10 protein-coding genes, 3 tRNA genes, 3 rRNA genes and 2 pseudogenes are annotated in these 21,533 nt (G+C 61.5%); 7 read left to right on the forward strand and 11 right to left on the reverse strand.

From position 1 onward, the window contains the following. Positions 1-6: 6 nt before the first annotated feature. Entirely contained in the window at positions 7-3,075 is a 3,069-nt protein-coding gene (gene fdnG / locus BJG93_RS27530; protein ID WP_082194521.1) for a formate dehydrogenase-N subunit alpha, read from the reverse strand. Between the two features lie 220 nt (positions 3,076-3,295). On the opposite strand from fdnG, the gene BJG93_RS27535 reads away from it, so the two are divergent. The 5 genes from BJG93_RS27535 (at position 3,296) to BJG93_RS36140 (ending at position 7,379) form a co-directional block, all read left to right on the forward strand. Next, positions 3,296-3,679, forward strand: a complete 384-nt coding sequence (locus BJG93_RS27535; RefSeq protein WP_231337541.1) for a beta-xylosidase — start codon at positions 3,296-3,298, stop codon at positions 3,677-3,679. A gap of 205 nt (positions 3,680-3,884) precedes the next feature. Next, the gene (gene selD, locus BJG93_RS27540) at positions 3,885-4,943 is read left to right on the forward strand and encodes a selenide, water dikinase SelD (RefSeq protein WP_027195235.1); all 1,059 of its coding nucleotides are present in this window, start codon (positions 3,885-3,887) and stop codon (positions 4,941-4,943) included. 116 nt (positions 4,944-5,059) lie between these two features. Next, positions 5,060-6,127, forward strand: a complete 1,068-nt coding sequence (gene mnmH / locus BJG93_RS27545; protein ID WP_027195236.1) for a tRNA 2-selenouridine(34) synthase MnmH — start codon at positions 5,060-5,062, stop codon at positions 6,125-6,127. A gap of 25 nt (positions 6,128-6,152) precedes the next feature. Further along, positions 6,153-7,208 (forward strand): permease, encoded by a 1,056-nt coding sequence (locus BJG93_RS27550; RefSeq protein WP_027195237.1) that lies wholly within the window; start codon positions 6,153-6,155, stop codon positions 7,206-7,208. Between the two features lie 36 nt (positions 7,209-7,244). Continuing rightward, on the forward strand, positions 7,245-7,379 hold the full coding sequence (locus BJG93_RS36140) for a hypothetical protein (RefSeq protein WP_027195238.1): 135 nt from the start codon (positions 7,245-7,247) through the stop codon (positions 7,377-7,379). A gap of 28 nt (positions 7,380-7,407) precedes the next feature. On the opposite strand, the gene dhaK is transcribed toward BJG93_RS36140, so the two are convergent. From dhaK to BJG93_RS27570, 4 genes and pseudogenes are all read right to left on the reverse strand, one after another. Beyond that, positions 7,408-9,111, reverse strand: coding sequence for a dihydroxyacetone kinase subunit DhaK (gene dhaK / locus BJG93_RS27555; RefSeq protein ID WP_027195239.1), 1,704 nt, complete (start codon positions 9,109-9,111; stop codon positions 7,408-7,410). A gap of 283 nt (positions 9,112-9,394) precedes the next feature. Continuing rightward, positions 9,395-9,471, reverse strand: a tRNA-Val gene (locus tag BJG93_RS27560). Positions 9,472-9,564: 93 nt separating this feature from the next. Continuing rightward, positions 9,565-9,883, reverse strand: a pseudogene (locus BJG93_RS27565) (MlrC C-terminal domain-containing protein); the annotation flags it as partial. After that, positions 9,877-10,626 (reverse strand): annotated as a pseudogene (locus BJG93_RS27570) (Zn-dependent hydrolase); the annotation flags it as partial. The pseudogenes BJG93_RS27565 and BJG93_RS27570, both read right to left, overlap by 7 nt. Before the next feature lie 417 nt (positions 10,627-11,043). Between BJG93_RS27570 and BJG93_RS27575 the strand changes: the two are divergent. Continuing rightward, entirely contained in the window at positions 11,044-11,505 is a 462-nt protein-coding gene (locus BJG93_RS27575) for a hypothetical protein (RefSeq protein ID WP_027195241.1), read from the forward strand. 178 nt (positions 11,506-11,683) lie between these two features. Here BJG93_RS27575 and rrf read toward each other — a convergent pair. From rrf to BJG93_RS27600, 5 genes are all read right to left on the reverse strand, one after another. Beyond that, positions 11,684-11,797 (reverse strand): 5S ribosomal RNA (gene rrf / locus BJG93_RS27580). A 213-nt stretch (positions 11,798-12,010) separates the two neighbouring features. Then, positions 12,011-14,892 (reverse strand): 23S ribosomal RNA (locus BJG93_RS27585). Between the two features lie 349 nt (positions 14,893-15,241). Further along, a tRNA-Ala gene (locus BJG93_RS27590) sits at positions 15,242-15,317 on the reverse strand. A 52-nt stretch (positions 15,318-15,369) separates the two neighbouring features. Then, positions 15,370-15,446: transfer RNA gene (locus BJG93_RS27595), tRNA-Ile, on the reverse strand. 76 nt (positions 15,447-15,522) lie between these two features. Continuing rightward, positions 15,523-17,055, reverse strand: a 16S ribosomal RNA gene (locus tag BJG93_RS27600). The 16S, 23S and 5S rRNA genes sit together here with 2 tRNA genes alongside, the layout of an rRNA operon. Before the next feature lie 721 nt (positions 17,056-17,776). Between BJG93_RS27600 and rpoD the strand changes: the two genes are divergently transcribed. Then, complete coding sequence (gene rpoD, locus BJG93_RS27605) at positions 17,777-19,774, forward strand: RNA polymerase sigma factor RpoD (RefSeq protein WP_027195242.1); 1,998 nt, start codon at positions 17,777-17,779, stop codon at positions 19,772-19,774. Between the two features lie 232 nt (positions 19,775-20,006). Here the strand turns inward: rpoD and BJG93_RS27610 are convergent, their stop codons facing one another. Continuing rightward, entirely contained in the window at positions 20,007-21,104 is a 1,098-nt protein-coding gene (locus BJG93_RS27610; RefSeq protein ID WP_027195243.1) for a YjgN family protein, read from the reverse strand. Positions 21,105-21,533: the final 429 nt, after the last annotated feature.

Genomic DNA, 21,533 nt, shown 5'->3' on the forward strand with positions numbered 1-21,533 from the left:
TTTTCCTTATGCCTTTTCGACCTTGACGAGGAACGACTTGAACTCCGGTGTCTGTGAATTCCCGTCGCCCACGGCGGGCGTCAGCGTATTGACGAGATAGCCCGGCCTCGCGAGCCCCATGAAGCCCCAATGCAGCGGCAGCCCCACGGTCTGCACCTTCTTGCCTTCGATCGTCAGCGGTTTGATCCGCTTCGTCACGACCGCGACGGCAACCACGTGCCCACGGTTCGAGCTCACCTTGACCCGGTCGCCCGCCACCACGCCGATCTGCTTCGCGAGGTCTTCGCCGATCTCGACGAATTGCTCGGGCTGGATGATCGAGTTCAGCTTGACGTGCTTGGTCCAGTAGTGGAAATGCTCGGTCAGACGATAGGTGGTCGCCGTATGCGGGAAGTTCTCGTGCGTGCCGAACGCGGCCTTGTCGCCGGGGAACACGCGCGCCGCCGGATTGCTGACGACCAGCTTGTTGTCCGGATGCAGCGGGTTGTAGCCGAGCGGCGTTTCGAACGGCTCGTAGTGCTCGGGGAACGGCCCTTCCACCATACTGTCGCGCGCGAAGAAGCGCGCGACGCCTTCCGGATTCATGATGAACGGATTCATGCCGTTTTCGGGCGGCTCGTCGACCTTGAAGTCCGGAATGTCGGCGCCCGACCACGTGCTGCCGTTCCACGCGATCAGCTTACGCGTCGGATCGAACGGCTTGCCGCTGGTATCGCACGACGCGCGGTTGTACAGAACCCGCCGGTTCGCGGGCCATGCCCATGCCCAATGCAGCGTGTTGCCGATGCCGGTCGGGTCCGAGTTGTCGCGGCGGCCCATCTGGTTGCCCGCCTGGGTCCACGCGCCGCAGAAGATCCAGCAGCCGCTCGCGGTCGAGCCGTCGTCGCGAAGCTGCGCGAAACTCGCGAGCTGCTCACCCCTCTTCGCGAGCACCTTGGTCTTGTCGGTCGCGTCGGTGACGTCCGCGAGAGCCTTGCCGTTGAACTCCATCGCGAGTTCTTCGGGCGTCGGGCTTTCCGGGTTCGCATACGGCCAGCTCATGTTCACGATCGGATCGGGATACTTGCCGCCGTCCTTGCGATAAGCGTCGCGGATCCGCAGCCACAGCCCCGACATGATCTCGAGGTCGCTCCTCGCTTCGCCGGGGCCGTCGCCGCCCTGCCAGTGCCATTGCAGCACCCGGCTCGAACTGACGAGCGAGCCGCGTTCCTCGGCGAAGCAGGTGGTCGGCAGACGGAACACCTCGGTCTGGATCGATGAACTGTCGACGTCGTTCAACGGGCCGTGGTTTTTCCAGAACTCCGACGTTTCGGTCGCAAGCGGATCCATGATCACGAGCCACTTCAGCTTGGCCAGAGCCGCGCCGTTCTTCCCCTTCCACGGCGCCGCCGCGAGCGGGTTGAAGCCCTGCGCGATGTAGCCGTTCATCTTGCCTTGACTCATCAGCTCGAATTGCTGCAGCAGATCGTACGACTTGTCGAGCTTGGGCAGATAGTCGAAACCGAAGTTGTTGTCGGCCGCCGCCTTGTCGCCCCACCACGACTTCATCAAGCTGACGTGGAAAGCGCGATAGTTGCGCCAGTAGCTCAACTGGTTCGGCCGCAGCGGCTGCGTGGCGCGCTTCGTGATGTACGCGTCGTAGTCCTGCTCCGCTTCCATCGGCAGCGTCATGTAGCCCGGCAACAGGTTCGACATCAGGCCGAGGTCGGTCAAGCCCTGGATGTTCGAGTGGCCGCGCAGCGCATTGACGCCGCCGCCCGCGATCCCGATGTTGCCGAGCAGCAGCTGCACCATCGCGCCGCTGCGCACGTTCTGCGAGCCGATCGAGTGATGCGTCCAGCCCAGCGCGTACAGGATCGTGGCCGCGCGTCCCGGTACCGCCGTCGACGCGAGCATCTCGCACACGTGCAGGAATTTGTCCTTCGGCGTGCCGCAGATTTTCTCGACCTGCTCGGGCGTGTAGCGCGAGTAGTGCTGCTTCATCAGCTGGTAGACGCAGCGCGGGTCCTGCAGCGTGGGGTCGACCTTCGCGAAGCCGTCGTCGCCGCGCTCGTAGTCCCACGAGGTCTTGTCGTAGCTGCGCTTGTCGGCGTCATAGCCGGAATACAGGCCGTCGTTGAACGCGAAATCGTCACGGACGATGAACGGCATGTCCGTGTAGTTCTTCACGTACTCGTGCTGGATCTTGTCGTTCGTCAGCAGGTAGTTCATCACCCCGCCGAGGAAGGCAATGTCCGTGCCGGTGCGGATCGGCGCGTAGTAGTCCGCGACCGACGCCGTGCGCGTAAAGCGCGGATCGACCACGATCAGGCGCGCCCTGCGATGCGCCTTGGCTTCGGTGACCCATTTGAAACCGCATGGGTGTGCCTCGGCCGCATTGCCGCCCATCACGAGAATCACGTCCGCGTTTCTGATGTCGACCCAATGGTTCGTCATCGCTCCACGGCCAAACGTCGGGGCAAGACCTGCCACCGTCGGGCCATGTCAGACACGCGCCTGATTGTCGAATCCGAGCATGCCAAGACTACGGATAGTCTTGTGCGTCAGATAACCCACCTCGTTGCTGCCGGCCGACGCCGCGAGCATGCTGGTAGTCAGCCAGCGGTTCACCTTCTTGCCGTCTTCGGTCGTCTCGACGAAGTTCGCGTCGCGGTCTTCCTTCATCAGCTTCGCGATGCGGTCGAGCGCGTCTTCCCACGAGATGCGCTTCCACTCGTTCGCCCCGGCCGCGCGGTACTCGGGATAGCGCAGACGGCTCGGGCTATGGATGAAGTCGATCAGGCTCGCGCCCTTCGGACACAGCGTGCCGCGATTGACCGGATGGTCGGGGTCGCCCTCGATGTGGATGATGCTCGTCTTCGCATTCTTGGCGTTGTCGCCAAGGCCGTACATCAGGATGCCGCAGCCCACCGAGCAGTACGGGCAGGTATTGCGGGTTTCGGTTGTACGCGACAATTTGTACTGACGGACTTCGGCTAGAGCGGGTGTCGGTGAAAAGCCCATCAGAGCCAGGCTCGATCCGGCAAGCGTCGTCGCAGAGACCTTCAGGAATTGTCGCCGGGTCATTTGCGTCATTGCATGCCCTCGGCTCTTTTGGAGACCAATTGATTATAGGTGCGGTTTCGGGATGTGCAGAGAGATCGTGGTGCATTCGCAATCGGCTAAATACGACATGCGCGCGTCACTTAAGTGAATTGCGGCGACTCGGCCGCACGACTTATTCCCACCGCCGGGCACCATTCATGCTGCTCCTGCGAGCAATCGATCAACCTTATCGACGGATTATTGCGCTCCCATGAACTACCCCCCTCTCTCCCGCCCCGCAGCCTGCGCTCGTCGGCGCACCCTGCACCTGTTCCACCATGCGGCGCTGCGGCGCGCGGCCGGCGGCGCGGCCGCGCTTGCGCTCACCGGCGTCACGCTGTTGGCCACCAGCCCGTCCGGCTTCGCGCAGATTCCCCAGCCGAGCGGTTCTTCGCAAATGGAAAGCCGTTCGTCCGGGATGGGTTCGAAGCCCGAACCGGCCGCATCGGCGGTTCACGAATCGCATCGACCTCAATCGAAAGACAGCGGGCAAGGCAACGCACGCGGCAAAACCGCCGGCGAGGGGCAAAACACCAAGGGCGCCGGAGGATTTAACAATGGCTTGTACGGAACCGGCGCAGGCAGCAATAAATAGGGCTTTGGCATCGCGCGATCATTCGTTTGGCAATGGTCAATACGGATGATTTTCCCAGGCGCCAAGAAAATTGCTATCGCGTGAGAATGCGTTTTGAATGTACTCGCCTGCCATTTGCATTTCCGGTTTGCGCCGCGCCGGCGCTGCACACGGCGAAAACAACCCTCATAATGCGGTCATTCGACGAATCCGAACTTCTGTCCCCATGACCCAAGCCCAAGCAAGCCAGTCGCCCCGCCTCACGAGTCTGTCGCACGGCGGCGGCTGCGGCTGCAAGATCGCGCCCGGCCTGCTCGCCGATCTGCTCAAGCGCAGCGCGCCGCTGCCTTTCTTCCCCGACTTGCTGGTCGGCAACGACACCGCCGACGACGCCGCCGTCTACAAGCTCAACGAAGATCAGGCGATCGTCGCAACCACCGACTTCTTTATGCCGATCGTCGACGATCCGTTCGACTTTGGCCGCATCGCCGCGACCAACGCGATCTCCGACGTCTACGCGATGGGCGGCAAGCCGATCATGGCGCTCGCGATCGTCGGCATGCCGATCAACGTACTGCCGCACGACGTGATCGCGGCCGTGCTGAAGGGCGGCGAATCGGTCTGCGCGGAAGCGGGCATCCCGGTCGCGGGCGGCCATTCGATCGACTCCGTCGAGCCGATTTACGGCCTCGTCGCGCTGGGCATCGTCGATCCGAAGCGCATCAAGCGCAACGCGGGCGGCCAGGCCGGCGACGTGCTGATTCTCGGCAAGCCCCTCGGCGTCGGGATTCTGTCCGCGGCACTGAAGAAAAACCGGCTCGACGAAGCCGGCTACGCGGCGATGATCGGCGCAACCACCAAGCTGAACCGGCCCGGCGCCGATCTCGCGCGGCTCGACGGCGTGCATGCGCTGACCGACATCACCGGCTTCGGCCTGCTCGGCCACACGCTGGAACTCGCGCGCGGCTCGAAGCTGACCGCGCGCGTGCGCTATGCGGACCTGCCGTGGTTGCCGAACGTCGCGAGCCTCGCCGAGGCCGGCATCTTCACCGGCGCGTCGGGCCGGAACTGGGATGCCTACGGCCACGACGTCGTACTGCCCGCAACGTTGCCGCCGGCCCTGCGCGCGTTGTTGACCGATCCGCAAACGTCCGGCGGACTGCTGGTGTCGTGCGCGCCGGAGGCGGTCGACGAGGTGCTCGCCGTGTTCCACGCCGATGGTTTCGCCGACGCGCGGGTAATCGGCGAGATGGTGAGCGGGGACGCGCGGGTCCAGGTGATCTGAGAAGAGCGGTTCTGCCACGCCACGGAAAAGGACGCGGAAAAGGACGCGCAACCGCCCAAACGAGCCGCCCATGCGATAATTTCGCTCTTCCCGCGGTCCGTTTTCTCCCTACTCCCTTGAAAAGTCTTCTAGTCAGCCTCGACAAAGCCGGCGATTTCGATGAAATCGTCGACGTTCGCACGCCGCTCGAGTTCGCGGAAGACCATATTCCGGGCGCGACCAACGCGCCGGTGCTGAGCAACGAGGAACGCGTGCTGGTCGGCACGACCTACAAGCAGGTGTCGCCGTTCGAGGGCACACGGCTCGGCGCGGCGTTCGTCGCGCGCAACATCGCGCATCATCTGGAAACCACCTTCGCCGACCGGCCGCGCAACTGGCGCCCGCTCATCTACTGCTGGCGCGGCGGCAAGCGCTCAGGCTCGGTCACGACGCTATTCAATATGATCGGCTGGTCGGCGCGGCAACTCGACGGCGGCTACAAGAGCTATCGTCGTGCGACGCTGGAGAGGCTCGAAACCCTGCCGCGCCGCTTCAGCTATGTCGCACTCGTCGGCCCGACCGGCAGCGGCAAGACCCGGCTGCTGTCGGCGCTGCATGAGGCCGGCGCGCAAACGCTCGACCTCGAGGCGCTCGCCTCGCATCGCGGCTCGTTGCTCGGCGCGTTTGCGGGTGTGCCGCAGCCGTCGCAAAAGCGTTTCGACACGCTGCTCGTCACCGCGCTGCGCGAGTTCGACGTGAACCGGCCGGTGTTCGTCGAGGCGGAAAGCCGGCGCATCGGCTCCGTCACGCTGCCGCTCGCGCTGCTCGAAACCTTTCATCGCGGCGCGTGCGTCGAGGTGCGCTCGAGCCGCGCGGAGCGCGCGGCGTTTCTGTTGCAGGATTACGCGCATCTGTTCGAGCATCCCGACTACTTCAAGGGACAGCTGGAACGGCTGATCGGTCTGCACAGCCGCGAGCGGGTCACGGGCTGGCTGCGGCTCGTCGACGAAAACCGGCGCGCCGAGCTCGCGTGCGAACTGATCGAACGGCATTACGATCCCGCCTACGCGCGCAGCAGCGGCCAGCATTTCGAGCAGCTGCCGAACGCACTGCAACTCGATTTCCGCCCGAACGACGCCGACATCGTCGAGCAGGCGAAAACGCTGCTCGCGCAGCTCGATACCCGCACGCTAGTCGTCGGTTGACCCACAACGACATTCAACAACCATCATGCAATCAACCCTTCGACAACCCCGCGTCACGCTTGGCTGGATCGTGTTCCTGCTGATCGGCGTCGTCGGTCTCTTCTATGTGAAGTGGTTTCCGTACTACAACCGCGCGTTCGTCGCCGCGAGCCAGCACTCGATCGGCAAGTCGATCCTGATGGGCACGTCCGCGAGCGCACCGGCAGCCTCGTGGCAGGCCGCCATCGACTATGCGCTGGCGTACGGCAAGGCGATCTGGCAGGCGATGGTGCTCGGCCTGCTGCTCGGCTCCGCGGTGCAGGCGCTGATTCCGCCGCAGTGGGTCGCGCGCGCTCTCGGCCGTGCCGACTTCAACAGCGTCGTCAAAGGCGGCCTGATGTCGTTGCCGGGGATGATGTGCACCTGCTGCGCGGCGCCGGTCGTCGCGGGCCTGCGCGCGCGCGAAGCGGCGCCGGGCGCGGCGATTGCTTTCTGGCTCGGTAATACCGCGCTGAATCCCGCGACGCTGATCTTCATGGGCTTCGTGCTCGGCTGGCAGTGGATGGGCCTGCGGCTCGCGTTCGGCATCGTGATGGTGTTCGGGCTCGGCTACCTGGTGAACCGCATGGTCACGCCGCGGGAAGCGCAAGCGTCGCGGGAAGCCGTCGCGCAACTGGTCAGCGCTGACGATCCGGGCACCGCGTTCTCGCGCTGGATCACGATTCTCGGGCGCATGACGCTGCGGCTCGTGCCGGAATACATCGTGCTCGTGCTGATTCTCGGCGCGGCGCGGGCGTGGCTGTTTCCGCACATCGGCCCGGACATCGACAACAGCCTGCTGTGGATCATCGCGCTGTCGATCGCCGGCACGCTGTTCGTGATTCCGACCGCGGGCGAAGTGCCGATCATTCAGGCGATGCTGTCGTTCGGTATGGCCGCCGGTCCCGCCGGCGCGCTGCTGATGACGCTGCCGCTCGTCAGCGTGCCATCGCTCGCGATGCTGGCGCGGTCGTTTCCGCGGCGCGTGCTGACGGTGGTGGCCTGTGCAGTGATGGTGTGTGGTGTGGTCAGTGGTTTGCTGGCCGTTGCGCTGGGCTTTTGAAGCGGTTTTTTAGTCCAAGTTGTAGAAGAAGCAAGCATGAAACGAATTGCCGCGTTCGCGGTAGCCTGTTGGTCCGCCGCCGCGCTGCTGTACGTTGGACAGCACTCGGTCGCGCTGATCGCGCTAGCCGGCGTCGTGGCGCTCGCGGGGTTCGATCTGCTGCGGCCGTGATTACGTTCGCGGTAGCGTTCGCCGTCGCCTAACCGGCCAGCGCGTCGCGGATTGCCGCGAGCCACAACGCCACCGCGTGCGCGCCTGGATCGACATGGCCGAGCGCACGATCGCCCACATAGCTCGAACGCCCCCGCCGCGGATGCATCGATGCGGTGCGCGACGCGCCATCGCTTGCGGCATCGACGACGGCTTGCAACACGGCATCCGTCGAGGCGGCCTCAGCCAGCTTGTCGCACAGCGCGTCGGCGGCGGGTTTCAGCGCATCGACCATCGTGCGATCGCCTGGCCTCGCACCCCCCAGCTCCATCAATCCATCGACCCCGGCGTTGAACGCAGCCGCCCATTGCGATGCCGTGGTCCCGCCCGACTGTTCGAGCACGGCCGCCGCGCGCAGCAGCATCACCGCGTATAGCGGACCCGAGGTGCCGCCCATCACGCGACGCAGCGTCGCCGACAGGCCGCGCAACACGGCGTCCGGCCTGGCTGCTGACGCGTATGAATCGAGTTCGAGCTGCACCGCGCGCGCGCCGCGTGCGAGGCTAATGCCGAGGTCGCCATCGCCGACACGCTGGTCCATTTCGGTCAATGTCGGCTCGGCTGCCAGCAGGCACTCGCAGACCGCTTCGATCGCGCGACGCAGCGTCGCATCAGGTGCGAGCGTCGCGCCGCTTGCGCTGCGCGGCGCGGGCGGTGCGGCGCGCACTGCAACCTGCGCGACGCGCCCGTCCAGCGCAGGCCATGCGCTCGTCCGTGAGTCGGCGTCGAGCAGGCTCAGCCGTTCGTCATCGACACGCAGCAGCGTCAGCGAGACGCCGGCCATTTCGAGCGCGCTCAGGAACGTGCCGGCCCACGCGCGCGCGACTTCGATGCCGCGCCCGTCGAGCTCGCGCAGCGCGGCGCCGGCCACCACGTTCAGCTCGCTCGATGGCGTGCCACCCAGATTGTTGACGAGCAGCGCGACGCGCTCGCCCGCCTGCAACGCGAGATCGTCGACAATCCTGGCCAGCAGCTTGCCGACGATCGCGTCGGCAGGCTCGAGTGCGCCGCGTGCCACGCCAGGTTCGCCATGAATGCCGAGGCCCCATTCGATTTCGCCATCGCCCAGCTCGAAGCCCGGCTTGCCCGCGGCCGGCACCGTGCATGGCGTCAGCGCGACGCCCATCGTGCCGAGCGATGCGGCCGCTTCCCGAGCGATCCGCGCGACCTCGGCCAACGGCAAACCGCGTGCGGCCGCCGCGCCCGCGATCTTGTGAACCAGCACCGTGCCCGCGAGTCCGCGACGGCCAGCGTGATCGCCGCTCGCGCTCAGCGCGACGTCGTCGGCGACGATCAGCATGTCGACGGGGATGCCCTCGGCGCGCGCGATTTCGGCCGCGAGGCCGAAATTGAAGCGGTCACCCGTGTAGTTCTTGACGATCAGCAACGCGCCCGCGGGTCCGGTCACCGCGCGTATCGCGTCGAGCACGGCGTCGGTGGAGGGTGAAGTGAAGACCTCTCCTGCCACCGCCGCGCTCAGCATGCCGTGCCCCACGTAGCCGCCGTGCGCGGGCTCGTGGCCTGAGCCGCCGCCCGAGATCAGCGCGACCTCGCCGCGCGCGGCCACGGCCTGCGCATCGGCGCGCAAAACGATCGTGCCGCCCTGCAACAGCGAGAGTTGGGGATTGAGCGCGACGAGCCCGTCGAGCATATCGGGGACCACGGTGGATACATCGTTGATGAGCTTCTTCATTGCGTCAGCTCCGTTGGATGCTGCCGGCAGCGCAGGGGCGAAGGATGCGATGTGAACGGCAGTCGGGTCGGTGGCGAAAGCGGAAGGCCTAACTGTACCGCGCATTGTCGAGCGACGACGCGATGGCGAAAAGCGCGTACGAACGTGCGCAAGCTCATCTGCCAGGCAGACAACGAAAACGAAGGGACGTGATGCCGAACGGCGAAACTGCGGGAACGACTGGATGAATTTGACTGGACCGTAGACGAAAGCGGAACCGCTTTGGTCTACGTCACAGATGCGTTGGTAGGCTCGATTGGATTCGAACCAACGACCCCCACCATGTCAAGGTGGTGCTCTAACCAACTGAGCTACGAGCCTTTAGAGGCGCGAATTATAGAGACTCATCGCGGACTGCACAAGGCCTTGCCACGGGTTATCCAAACGCATGCGTGTTGATCGGTTCGTCGTGGCTCATTCGGGGTGCGGGTGCTCGAAGCTAACGAGACCGTAGTCAGAATGCGTGACGTCGCGGCTATCGTATTCGACAAACGCTGCCGCGATCGGCAAGAAAACCGGCTGGCAATTATGCGTGATTGAGCAGAAGAAACGGCGGGACGCGGATCGATGCGGACGCTCTCGAACACGCCGAGATCCCATGGCTCGCGCTTGCGCTCGGTCACGACGAGTTTCACCGTGCCGGTGTCGAGCACTGCCGCGCGCCAATGTGGGCGCGCTGCCCGGTCTAAGTCGGACCGCTGATCACGGATCTGGAGTCGGTCACGAAACGAAGATGATCGCGCAGGGCGCGACGCACGCGAGATAGGCCGCGTCGTGGCGTGCGCCGCTGATGCAACTGTTGGCCGCGGTATTGACTGGGGTGTTGACCCACTTGCCGGCCGCTTGCGCGCACGTTGCATGGTGCATGCAATGCGTGGTCCATTGCAGTGAGCGATGCGTCATCGACTGCGCGTACGTCGACGCGGAATTTCACCCGGTCCAGAATGAGATCGCGCGAATTTGGATGCACGTCGGCCCAGCCGACGGTGCCGCGGCGATGCGGCGCGTTATCGAGCGCGATGCGATTGAACGCATGGATCGCACCTGCAGCCATGAGCAGCGCGTCGCGGCATAGCGCCATCGGCGTCAGCCCCCCGTGAACTTCCATGCCGTGCACGGTCGCGTCGTAGCAGCGCTGCCCGAGCGCCCCGCGCACGATGCCGATGACCTTGCTGTGCGCATGGAGACAGGTCCTGTTCGATATGCGTTTCGAAATATGCGCCTACAGCGTACGGCTTGCGATGCTCGCCGGCATAGCCGATCGCCGCTAGCGCGTCGCGCACCGACACGCCGTCGCGATCGCATTGCGCTAGCGCATGCTCGAGCGGCGGGATGATCTGCATCGTTGGCCTCGACCAGCATGCGCAGCGACTCCCGCTCTACCAGCACGCCGCATTTACCGTCGAATTTCATTACGCTCGGCAAATCTTCGCGCGGCGCCCTCCGCCGCGCGAAGATCTTCTCGATGGCGTCGAGACAATGTTGGGTGAATGAACTTGCATCGATGCTTCCTCGGGTCGAAGGCAGCTGGATGGCGCTTGCCGGGGGGACTTGCCCGGTTCGGCTGCCTGGCGGCGTTCTTTCAATTGCCATGATAGAGAGGTCTTGGCCGAGACAGATGGCTGGGGGTGCGAGGTCGCAATGCGGCGACGCCGTCCGGCGAGTAAGCATAGGGGGCAAAGCCACTGGATTCGTCGAAACGAAACCGCTTATCGCGGGCGACGTATGGTGCGAATCCTTTCGAATACGCACGCCGCGACGTGCCGGCAATCTGTGTGCAAATGCTGGGCAGCAAACGTTTGTGTCAAAGGAAGCCAGTAACCGCAATGAAGGCTCAACCTTTTGCGAAGCGCGCCGTTATTGCATGTGCTCAGGCAAACCCCTCGGATCTCCATGGCACAACCGATTCCTTTTCGCAATACAGGCGCTGCCCGCGCGCGGCATGCCAAGGTCATGCTGTTGCCCATCGCGCGACAGATCGCCGACGATCTCGCGTTGCGAGTTCATCTGTCGCTCGACGCACTGCGCCGCGGCGTCGGCACAAAGAGCGACGCCCAGACTCTCACGCAGATCATGCTGCTGACCCACTACCTAGCCGACGCCGGCTTCGGCTCGATGAGCCAGGAAGAACTCCACGCCGCGGAACGTGCCTCGGCGATGGTGTTCGACGCAGGTCGCGAACGCAATGAATGGAACTTGGACGAAGCGGGGTTCGAGCTCTTTGCATCGATCGCAACGAGCTACGATCGGCAACTGCATCGCGCTCCGCTTTGGGCGATCACGGAGGCCAGTGAAAGACTCGACCGCTTTATCGCGGGGGGAGCCGATCGGGTGCCGGCGCGTAAGCGGGCTTAGCCTTTTTGGTAGGAAGTGCTGACCGCCTGACCAGAAGGACATCGATATTGGGCGCGCCTATCTGGAACTGACGGGTTACGCGGATGCGCTGCGGAATGCCACCGACGTTCATGCCGGTGACGGCCGCGTAAACGCAAAAACCCCACCGCGGCGGGTGGGGTTTCTGAGGTGCTGGGGAGCCTGACGATTACCTACTTTCACACGGGCAATCCGCACTATCATCGGCGTGGAGTCGTTTCACGGTCCTGTTCGGGATGGGAAGGGGTGGGACCGACTCGCTATGGTCATCAGGCATGACGGGTTGCTGCGTCGCGGGGCTGGAGCCAGCCGGGCGCGCCACAGCCAATCGGGAAGAAGCGTAAGGGATTCGTGTGGGGGGGTTGTGGTGTTTCTGGCACAACACCGGTCTCAACCGTGTGGGGTCTGCATAAGACCCTGCGCGTTGCGCAGGGTGGGGCATCCATAAGCGCTGAAGCGCTAACGGCTGCCGACACACACCGGTTATAGGATCAAGCCTTACGGGCAATTAGTATCAGTTAGCTCAGTACATTACTGTACGTGCACACCTGACCTATCAACGTCCTGGTCTTGAACGACCCTTCAAGGGGCTCGAAGCCCCGGGGATATCTCATCTTAAGGCGAGTTTCCCGCTTAGATGCTTTCAGCGGTTATCTCTTCCGAACATAGCTACCCGGCGATGCCACTGGCGTGACAACCGGTACACCAGAGGTTCGTCCACTCCGGTCCTCTCGTACTAGGAGCAGCCCCCTTCAAATATCCAGCGCCCACGGCAGATAGGGACCAAACTGTCTCACGACGTTTTAAACCCAGCTCACGTACCTCTTTAAATGGCGAACAGCCATACCCTTGGGACCGGCTACAGCCCCAGGATGAGATGAGCCGACATCGAGGTGCCAAACACCGCCGTCGATATGAACTCTTGGGCGGTATCAGCCTGTTATCCCCAGAGTACCTTTTATCCGTTGAGCGATGGCCCTTCCATACAGAACCACCGGATCACTATGACCTGCTTTCGCACCTGTTCGACTTGTCAGTCTCACAGTCAAGCACGCTTATGCCATTGCACTATCAGCACGATTTCCGACCGTACCTAGCGTACCTTCGTACTCCTCCGTTACACTTTGGGAGGAGACCGCCCCAGTCAAACTGCCTACCATGCACTGTCCCCGATCCGGATCACGGACCAGGGTTAGAACCTCAAACAGATCAGGGTGGTATTTCAAGGTCGGCTCCACGCAGACTGGCGTCCACGCTTCACAGCCTCCCACCTATCCTACACAGACCGGTTCAAAGTCCAATGCAAAGCTACAGTAAAGGTTCATGGGGTCTTTCCGTCTAGCCGCGGGGAGATTGCATCATCACAAACACTTCAACTTCGCTGAGTCTCGGGAGGAGACAGTGTGGCCATCGTTACGCCATTCGTGCAGGTCGGAACTTACCCGACAAGGAATTTCGCTACCTTAGGACCGTTATAGTTACGGCCGCCGTTTACCGGGACTTCAATCAGGAGCTTGCACCCCATCATTTAATCTTCCGGCACCGGGCAGGCGTCACACCCTATACGTCCACTTTCGTGTTTGCAGAGTGCTGTGTTTTTATTAAACAGTCGCAGCCACCAGTTTATTGCAACCCCTTCACCCTTCTGGCGCAGGCCAGTCAGGCTAGCAGGGCGTACCTTATCCCGAAGTTACGGTACCAATTTGCCGAGTTCCTTCTCCCGAGTTCTCTCAAGCGCCTTAGAATACTCATCTCGCCCACCTGTGTCGGTTTGCGGTACGGTCACTGTGAAACTGAAGCTTAGAGGCTTTTCCTGGAACCCCTTCCAGTTGCTTCGCTTCCGAAGAAGCTCGCGCCACACCCTTGAGTCCTGTGCCCGGATTTGCCAAAGCACCCTCTCCAATGCAGCGACCGGGACTTCCAACACCCGGACAACCTTCCGCGATCCGTCCCCCCATCGCATTTCACAATGGTGCAGAAATATTAATCTGCTTCCCATCAGCTACGCATTTCTGCCTCGCCTTAGGGGCCGACTCACCCTACGCCGATGAACGTTGCGTAGGAAACCTTGGGCTTACGGCGAGGGGGCCTTTCACCCCCTTTATCGCTACTCATGTCAGCATTCGCACTTCCGATACCTCCAGCACACTTTCCAGTGCACCTTCGCAGGCTTACGGAACGCTCTCCTACCATGCACATAAATGTGCATCCGCAGCTTCGGTATATGGCTTAGCCCCGTTACATCTTCCGCGCAGGACGACTCGATCAGTGAGCTATTACGCTTTCTTTAAAGGATGGCTGCTTCTAAGCCAACCTCCTGACTGTTTTAGCCTTCCCACTTCGTTTCCCACTTAGCCATATTTGGGGACCTTAGCTGGCGGTCTGGGTTGTTTCCCTCTTGACACCGGACGTTAGCACCCGATGTCTGTCTCCCGTGATTGCACTCTTCGGTATTCGGAGTTTGCTATGGCGTAGTAATCCGCAATGGACCCCACAACCATGACAGTGCTCTACCCCCGAAGGTGATACACGAGGCACTACCTAAATAGTTTTCGGAGAGAACCAGCTATTTCCAGGTTTGTTTAGCCTTTCACCCCTATCCACAGCTCATCCCCTAACTTTTCAACGTTAGTGGGTTCGGTCCTCCAGCACGTGTTACCGTGCCTTCAACCTGGCCATGGATAGATCACCTGGTTTCGGGTCTACACCCAGCGACTGGACGCCCTGTTCGGACTCGCTTTCGCTACGCCTGCCCTAATCGGTTAAGCTCGCCACTGAATGTAAGTCGCTGACCCATTATACAAAAGGTACGCCGTCACCCTCTTTCAAAGGCTCCGACTGTTTGTATGCATGCGGTTTCAGGATCTGTTTCACTCCCCTCCCGGGGTTCTTTTCGCCTTTCCCTCACGGTACTGGTTCACTATCGGTCGATCACGAGTATTTAGCCTTGGAGGATGGTCCCCCCATCTTCAGACAGGATTTCACGTGTCCCGCCCTACTTCTCGTACACCCAGTTCTTTCATAATGCTTTCGCCTACGGGGCTATCACCCGCTATGGCCGCACTTTCCAGAGCGTTCGGCTAGCACTACAAATAAAGAGTACAGGCTGGTCCCATTTCGCTCGCCACTACTCTGGGAATCTCGGTTGATTTCTTTTCCTGCGGTTACTTAGATGTTTCAGTTCACCGCGTTCGCTTCGCTGAACCTATGGATTCAGTTCAGGATGACCCATACGGGCCGGGTTTCCCCATTCGGATATCGGGGGATCAAAGCTCGTTTGCCAGCTCCCCCCCGCTTTTCGCAGGCTACCGCGTCCTTCATCGCCTGTGATCGCCAAGGCATCCACCACATGCACTTGTTCGCTTGACCCTATAACGGGTGTGTCTCTGTGTCGACCCACGTTAGCGCCCTGGCGCTGACGTGGCTCCCATCCCCGCAGGGGACAGACGCACTCGCTACAGGTTGAGTATTCGTGTTGCGCCGTATTCCAAGGCGATCTCTCGATCACCTTTAAAATACATCGATACAATCACAACCCTGATTCACCTACTCACGCACCCATCTCCAGGCACGCTTTCGTGAATCTCCTTACTACTTCTTCCTGATTGTTAAAGAACGACAGCCGGTATCACATTCCATCGCGTACCGCGCTGACTGGCTCAATCGCCAATGCCAAGTACTCAGCCTCACTTCGTGCTGAACCCTTGGCATTGAGGATTGGTGGAGGATGACGGGATCGAACCGACGACCCCCTGCTTGCAAAGCAGGTGCTCTCCCAGCTGAGCTAATCCCCCCGGCCCCACACAGACCCGGGCACACTCCCCGGCCCCGCACCACAGACAAGGATGGTGGGTCTGGATGGATTCGAACCATCGACCCCCGCCTTATCAAGACGGTGCTCTAACCGGCTGAGCTACAGACCCCTGAGCCTGTCTGCGTTGCTTTCTTAACCACAGCCGATAAGCGTGAGCACTTGACGCGAGCAATGCTCGACTCTGGAAAGGAGGTGATCCAGCCGCACCTTCCGATACGGCTACCTTGTTACGACTTCACCCCAGTCATGAATCCTACCGTGGTGACCGTCCTCCTTGCGGTTAGACTAGCCACTTCTGGTAAAACCCACTCCCATGGTGTGACGGGCGGTGTGTACAAGACCCGGGAACGTATTCACCGCGGCATGCTGATCCGCGATTACTAGCGATTCCAGCTTCACGCACCCGAGTTGCAGAGTGCGATCCGGACTACGATCGGTTTTCTGGGATTGGCTCCACCTCGCGGCTTGGCAACCCTCTGTTCCGACCATTGTATGACGTGTGAAGCCCTACCCATAAGGGCCATGAGGACTTGACGTCATCCCCACCTTCCTCCGGTTTGTCACCGGCAGTCTCCCTGGAGTGCTCTTGCGTAGCAACTAGGGACAAGGGTTGCGCTCGTTGCGGGACTTAACCCAACATCTCACGACACGAGCTGACGACAGCCATGCAGCACCTGTGTTATGGCTCCCTTTCGGGCACTCCCGGCTCTCACCAGGATTCCATACATGTCAAGGGTAGGTAAGGTTTTTCGCGTTGCATCGAATTAATCCACATCATCCACCGCTTGTGCGGGTCCCCGTCAATTCCTTTGAGTTTTAATCTTGCGACCGTACTCCCCAGGCGGTCAACTTCACGCGTTAGCTTCGTTACCAAGCCAATGAAGGCCCGACAACCAGTTGACATCGTTTAGGGCGTGGACTACCAGGGTATCTAATCCTGTTTGCTCCCCACGCTTTCGTGCATGAGCGTCAGTATTGGCCCAGGGGGCTGCCTTCGCCATCGGTGTTCCTCCACATCTCTACGCATTTCACTGCTACACGTGGAATTCCACCCCCCTCTGCCATACTCCAGCGCTGCAGTCACCAATGCAGTTCCCAGGTTAAGCCCGGGGATTTCACATCGGTCTTACAGCACCGCCTGCGCACGCTTTACGCCCAGTAATTCCGATTAACGCTCGCACCCTACGTATTACCGCGGCTGCTGGCACGTAGTTAGCCGGTGCTTATTCTTCCGGTACCGTCATCCACCCCCGGTATTAACAGGGATGCTTTCTTTCCGGACAAAAGTGCTTTACAACCCGAAGGCCTTCTTCACACACGCGGCATTGCTGGATCAGGGTTGCCCCCATTGTCCAAAATTCCCCACTGCTGCCTCCCGTAGGAGTCTGGGCCGTGTCTCAGTCCCAGTGTGGCTGGTCGTCCTCTCAGACCAGCTACAGATCGTCGGCTTGGTAGGCCTTTACCCCACCAACTACCTAATCTGCCATCGGCCGCCCCTTGAGCGCGAGGTCCCGAAAGATCCCCCGCTTTCCTCTCCCGAGCGTATGCGGTATTAATCCGGCTTTCGCCGGGCTATCCCCCACTCCAGGACACGTTCCGATGTATTACTCACCCGTTCGCCACTCGCCACCAGGGTTGCCCCCGTGCTGCCGTCCGACTTGCATGTGTAAGGCATGCCGCCAGCGTTCAATCTGAGCCAGGATCAAACTCTTCAGTTCAAACCTGTTACTGTTTTCGGTCCATCTCTGAACCGGTCGCTCACTCAACGTACTGACGATGATCAATCCGTCTTCCGACAGATCAACCTTCCTCTGATACTGTGTGAGGCTTCTTGATACTTCTGCCTGACAGCAGATTCCGCAGAACCCGCTGCCGCATTGCGCATCAAGCGCCCACACTTATCGACTGTTAGTTTTTAAAGATCGGTCCGCCCAACCCGCCGTACCGGCATGACAGCTACCCGGCACCGCTTCGTCTGGCGTCGCTGCATCAGCAGCAGAGAGGCGAGATTATGGAGAGCGGTCGACAACACGTCAAGCCCCTTCTGCGAATTTCTTTTGGGGACAGCATGCGAGGCTACGATTTTAAGTTTACAAAAAAAGCACGGCTCCCCTTGCGCAAGGAGCGACACGCCTCTATCTACGATGGGTCGCACGCATGCACACGGACTAAGCACCCCCTCAGCATCACGCATGCAAGCGACAACGGCCACGATGATTTGATGTGCATCCATGAGCGCGAACCCCCAAGCTCGTATATAATGCGAGCCGCGCAAAATTTCGCATATCCATCGGCCCGCTTCGAGCGGGCTCATCTTTTTTGCTCCCCAGAGCACAGCCCAACAACCGCGTTGAGTCACATCAGGTGATGCTGAGCCCTGCTCGAAACGCCTGACGGTAGCGTCTTGCGTCTCATAGCGAAGCCTCTAGAGGAAATTACGTGAACCCTTTTGATCGCGAAGATTCGCAACACGAAACCGCCGCCTTCACTGCCAAAGTTCCGTCCGGCCGCTCGGCCAAAGGCAAGGGCGCCGGCAAAGCGATCCCCGTGGCAACCGATCTGCCGCCGCAACAAGCCGAAGAACGCCAGCGCCTGATGCGCGCGCTGATCCAGCTGGGCAAAGAGCAAGGCTACCTGACCCACGCGCAGATCAACGACCATCTGCCCGACAACTTCACTGCAACTGCCGCGATCGACAGCATCGTTAGTGCGTTCAGCGACATGGGCGTGCAGGTTTACGAGCAGGCGCCCGATGCGGAGACGCTGCTACTCAACTCGAACGCCCCGTCCGTGGTCTCGGACGACCAGGCGGACGAAGAAACCGAAGTCGCGCTGTCGACCGTCGACTCCGAGTTCGGTCGCACCACCGACCCTGTGCGTATGTACATGCGCGAAATGGGCGCGACCGAGCTGCTCACGCGCGCAGGCGAAATCGCGATCGCAAAGCGCATTGAAGACGGCCTGCACGAAATGGTGCAGGCGATTGCCGCGTGTCCGCTCGCCATCTCGGCGATCCTCGCGAGCGCGCAGCAGGTCGCCGACGGCGAGCTGCGCATCGACGAACTCGTCGACGGTCTGAATGAAGAGACGGCCCCCGCGGAAGAAGTCGCAACTGCCAATGCGGACGCCGACGAAGACAGCGATGCCGACGAAGAAAACGACGAAGACGACGATGAAGACGCCGCCCCGGCCGATTCCTCGGCGGCGGACGAAGCTCGCCTGAAGCAGCTCACGAGCGACTGCCTCGAAATCTTCGCCCAGGTCGGCATTCTGTCCGACCAGATGAACGCGGCGCATACGCGCGGCGACGTCACCTCCAAGGCCTATCTGCGCGCACGCGAAGACATCCAGCAGCACCTCGCGAAGATCCGTTTCACCGCACGCACGATCGACCGTCTGTGCGGCGACGTGCAGCACCAGGTTGCGCAGGTGCGCGCGATCGAGCGCAACATTTTGCAGATCGTCGTCTCGAAGGCTGGGATGCCGCGCGAGAAGTTCATCGAAACGTTCGCGGGCAGCGAGGCCGACCTCGGCTGGACCGAGCGCGCCGCGCGCACCGGCGCATCGACCTATGGCGCCGCGCTCGAGCGGCATCTGCCGGCGATCCAGTCCGAACAGCAGAAGCTGATCGACATCGAAGCGACGGTGTCGCTGCCGCTCAAGCATCTGAAAGAGATCAACCGCCAGATGGTCGCGGCCGAATCGAAGATGCGCAAAGCCAAGAGCGAGATGATCGAGGCGAACCTGCGTCTCGTGATCTCCATCGCGAAGAAGTACGTGAACCGCGGCATGCTATTCCTCGACCTGATCCAGGAAGGCAACATCGGTCTGATGAAGGCCGTGGACAAGTTCGAATACCGTCGAGGCTGGAAGTTTTCGACGTATGCGACGTGGTGGGTTCGTCAGGCCGTTACGCGTTCGCTCGCGGATCAGGCGCGCACGATCCGCGTGCCGGTGCACATGATCGAAACGATCAACAAGCTGAACCGCATTTCTCGCGAGATCCTGCAGCAGACCGGCCAGGAAGCGCATCCGGCCGTGCTCGCGGAACGCATGGAGCTGTCGGAAGAGAAGGTGCGCGGCATTCTGAAGATCGCGAAGCAACCGGTGTCGCTCGAAACGCCGGTCGGCGACGACGGCGATGCGACGCTGGGCGACATGATCGAAGACGCTGGCGTCTCTTCGCCCGCGGATGCCGCGATGCAGGCAGATCTGCGCGCCGCGATCGACGACGCGCTTGACTCGCTGTCGCCGCGCGAAGCGAAGGTGCTGCGCATGCGCTATGGCATCAACACGAAGTCGGATCACACGCTCGAAGAAGTGGGCAAGCAATTCGACGTGACGCGTGAGCGGATCCGTCAGATCGAGAGCAAGGCGATGCGCAAGCTCATGCATCCGAGCCGCGCGGACCGTCTGAAATCGTTCCTCGACCGATAAGCGTTTGCCGCGTTGGCCGTGCGCGCTGCACGGCCAACTGCCACCTCATATACAAGCAGCGGGATGAACCGGTCGACGGTGAATCCCGCTGTTTTGCTTTGTGCTGTACCTTGCCCTAAGTCTTCACGCGCGCGAGCTCTCGGCTTCGCTCTATCACTGTGGTCCACGGACTTCGGAACAAGCTGGTGAGCGACCTGAGCATGACTGCGCCAACTGATCGGGCGTAACAATCTCAGTACGCACCTCCATGATCGAGCAGGTTCAGCATGCCCTCGCCGGTCAGCGGCGCCGCCAAGGTGCTTTGACCCAGCATGTGCGGATCGAGGTAGCCGAAAACCTGCAGCGTGTCGGCGGCAAAGCGCATCCGCCGATGCAGCACGATCGGCGCGCCGAAGCCGAGCGTAAACACGATGATCGCAAGGTTGCCGCACTGCAAGCCGATCAGACGTGCGACGCTCACGTTACTGCCGAAACGCAATTGCGAGCCGAGCGACATATTGCCCATTACATGGCGCGTGCGCGCCGCGACATAAAAGCCGCGGATCAGCATCGTGCCGATGGAGAACAGCGCATAAAACAGAAACAGCGATCCGAGTGCAGCCCGCGACGGCGCCGTACTCGCCTCGTGGCCGACATGCATCGATGCTAGAGCGCCCTTCAGAAACGCCATGAACAGCACGGCGAACAACACAGCCACGCCGACGAACGTGATCAGGAAGAGACCGTAGACGGCCCACGCGCGGCCCTTGAAGCGAAACGCCACGCTACCGAAGCTGCTCGCGTTGATGCAGCGCTCCGTGAGACGCATGGATGTCCACGGCGTCATCTGGCCAAGCGTCAGAACGCAGAGCAGGGCGTACAGCAACGCGCGCACGCCGTAGCCGAGCGCCGAGCCGGTCGTGCCGCCACGAATACCGCACCACTGCGTGCGGCTCAGCCGATAGCGCTGCGCGCCGAAAAACGCGCCTGCCGCGAACACGACGATCAGCAGATACAACGCGATGACCGGCAGCGCACCGAGTGCCGCGCTTTTTGTCAGCATGCGCAAGACCGCGCTCAGCGCACCGGCCGCGAACGCCGCGCTGAACACCACCACGATCGCGCACAGAAAGCCCTTGAATAGCTCGCCGCCGGTGCCCGTGTACTCGAAGCGCTCGTCCTGAAATCGCATGTGCGACCAGACATAGCGGCGGTTATTCGTCGTCGCCCAGAAGCGGTAAATACCGAGCGTCACGACTTGCAGCAGAAGGTTCCTGAAAAAGATCCGGTAGAGGTCGCCGAGCGTGCCGTCGTAGATCAGCAGCGGCCGCTTCTCGTCGAGTAAATTCATTGCGTTGCCCTCTTTCTTCATTTAACGTTTTTGTGGCCCGCTCACGCATGCTCGTGCGGCACTTGTATGCCGCATGCGTGCGGGACGCGACGGGCGACGGTGCTTTCCCGTGCGAAGGCCGGCTCGTGTGGCGCGAGCCCATGCTGTCTTTTCAGACACTCAGGAAATCAGGCAAAACGGAAGCCGACCGGCAACACGATAATTACACGGTTCCTTATCTTTATAAATGGCATTTCCGCATATAAATCGGCCATTTCCATTACGAGATTTAGCAATGCGCGAATTTATTCAAATTGCATAATCTCGAAATTAAGGTGCGCAATAACCATTTCATTGGCGCGTTCATTCGAGGGTCCGCTTCCGCGTGCCGACCGTCCGACGCGGCAGTCCGGGCGGTGTACCGCGTTCGGCCTCACGGAACGGCATACG

Source organism: Paraburkholderia sprentiae WSM5005 (assembly GCF_001865575.2).
Taxonomy (GTDB): domain Bacteria; phylum Pseudomonadota; class Gammaproteobacteria; order Burkholderiales; family Burkholderiaceae; genus Paraburkholderia; species Paraburkholderia sprentiae.

Excerpts from the sequence above, each read along its gene's own strand:
- selD (WP_027195235.1), top strand. The coding sequence starts at position 3,885 with ATGACCCAAGCCCAAGCAAGCCAGTCGCCCCGCCTCACGAGTCTGTCG.
- BJG93_RS27550 (WP_027195237.1), top strand. The coding sequence starts at position 6,153 with ATGCAATCAACCCTTCGACAACCCCGCGTCACGCTTGGCTGGATCGTG.
- BJG93_RS27535 (WP_231337541.1), top strand. The coding sequence starts at position 3,296 with ATGAACTACCCCCCTCTCTCCCGCCCCGCAGCCTGCGCTCGTCGGCGC.
- dhaK (WP_027195239.1), bottom strand. The coding sequence starts at position 9,111 with ATGAAGAAGCTCATCAACGATGTATCCACCGTGGTCCCCGATATGCTC.
- BJG93_RS36140 (WP_027195238.1), top strand. The coding sequence starts at position 7,245 with ATGAAACGAATTGCCGCGTTCGCGGTAGCCTGTTGGTCCGCCGCCGCG.
- BJG93_RS27575 (WP_027195241.1), top strand. The coding sequence starts at position 11,044 with ATGGCACAACCGATTCCTTTTCGCAATACAGGCGCTGCCCGCGCGCGG.
- BJG93_RS27610 (WP_027195243.1), bottom strand. The coding sequence starts at position 21,104 with ATGAATTTACTCGACGAGAAGCGGCCGCTGCTGATCTACGACGGCACG.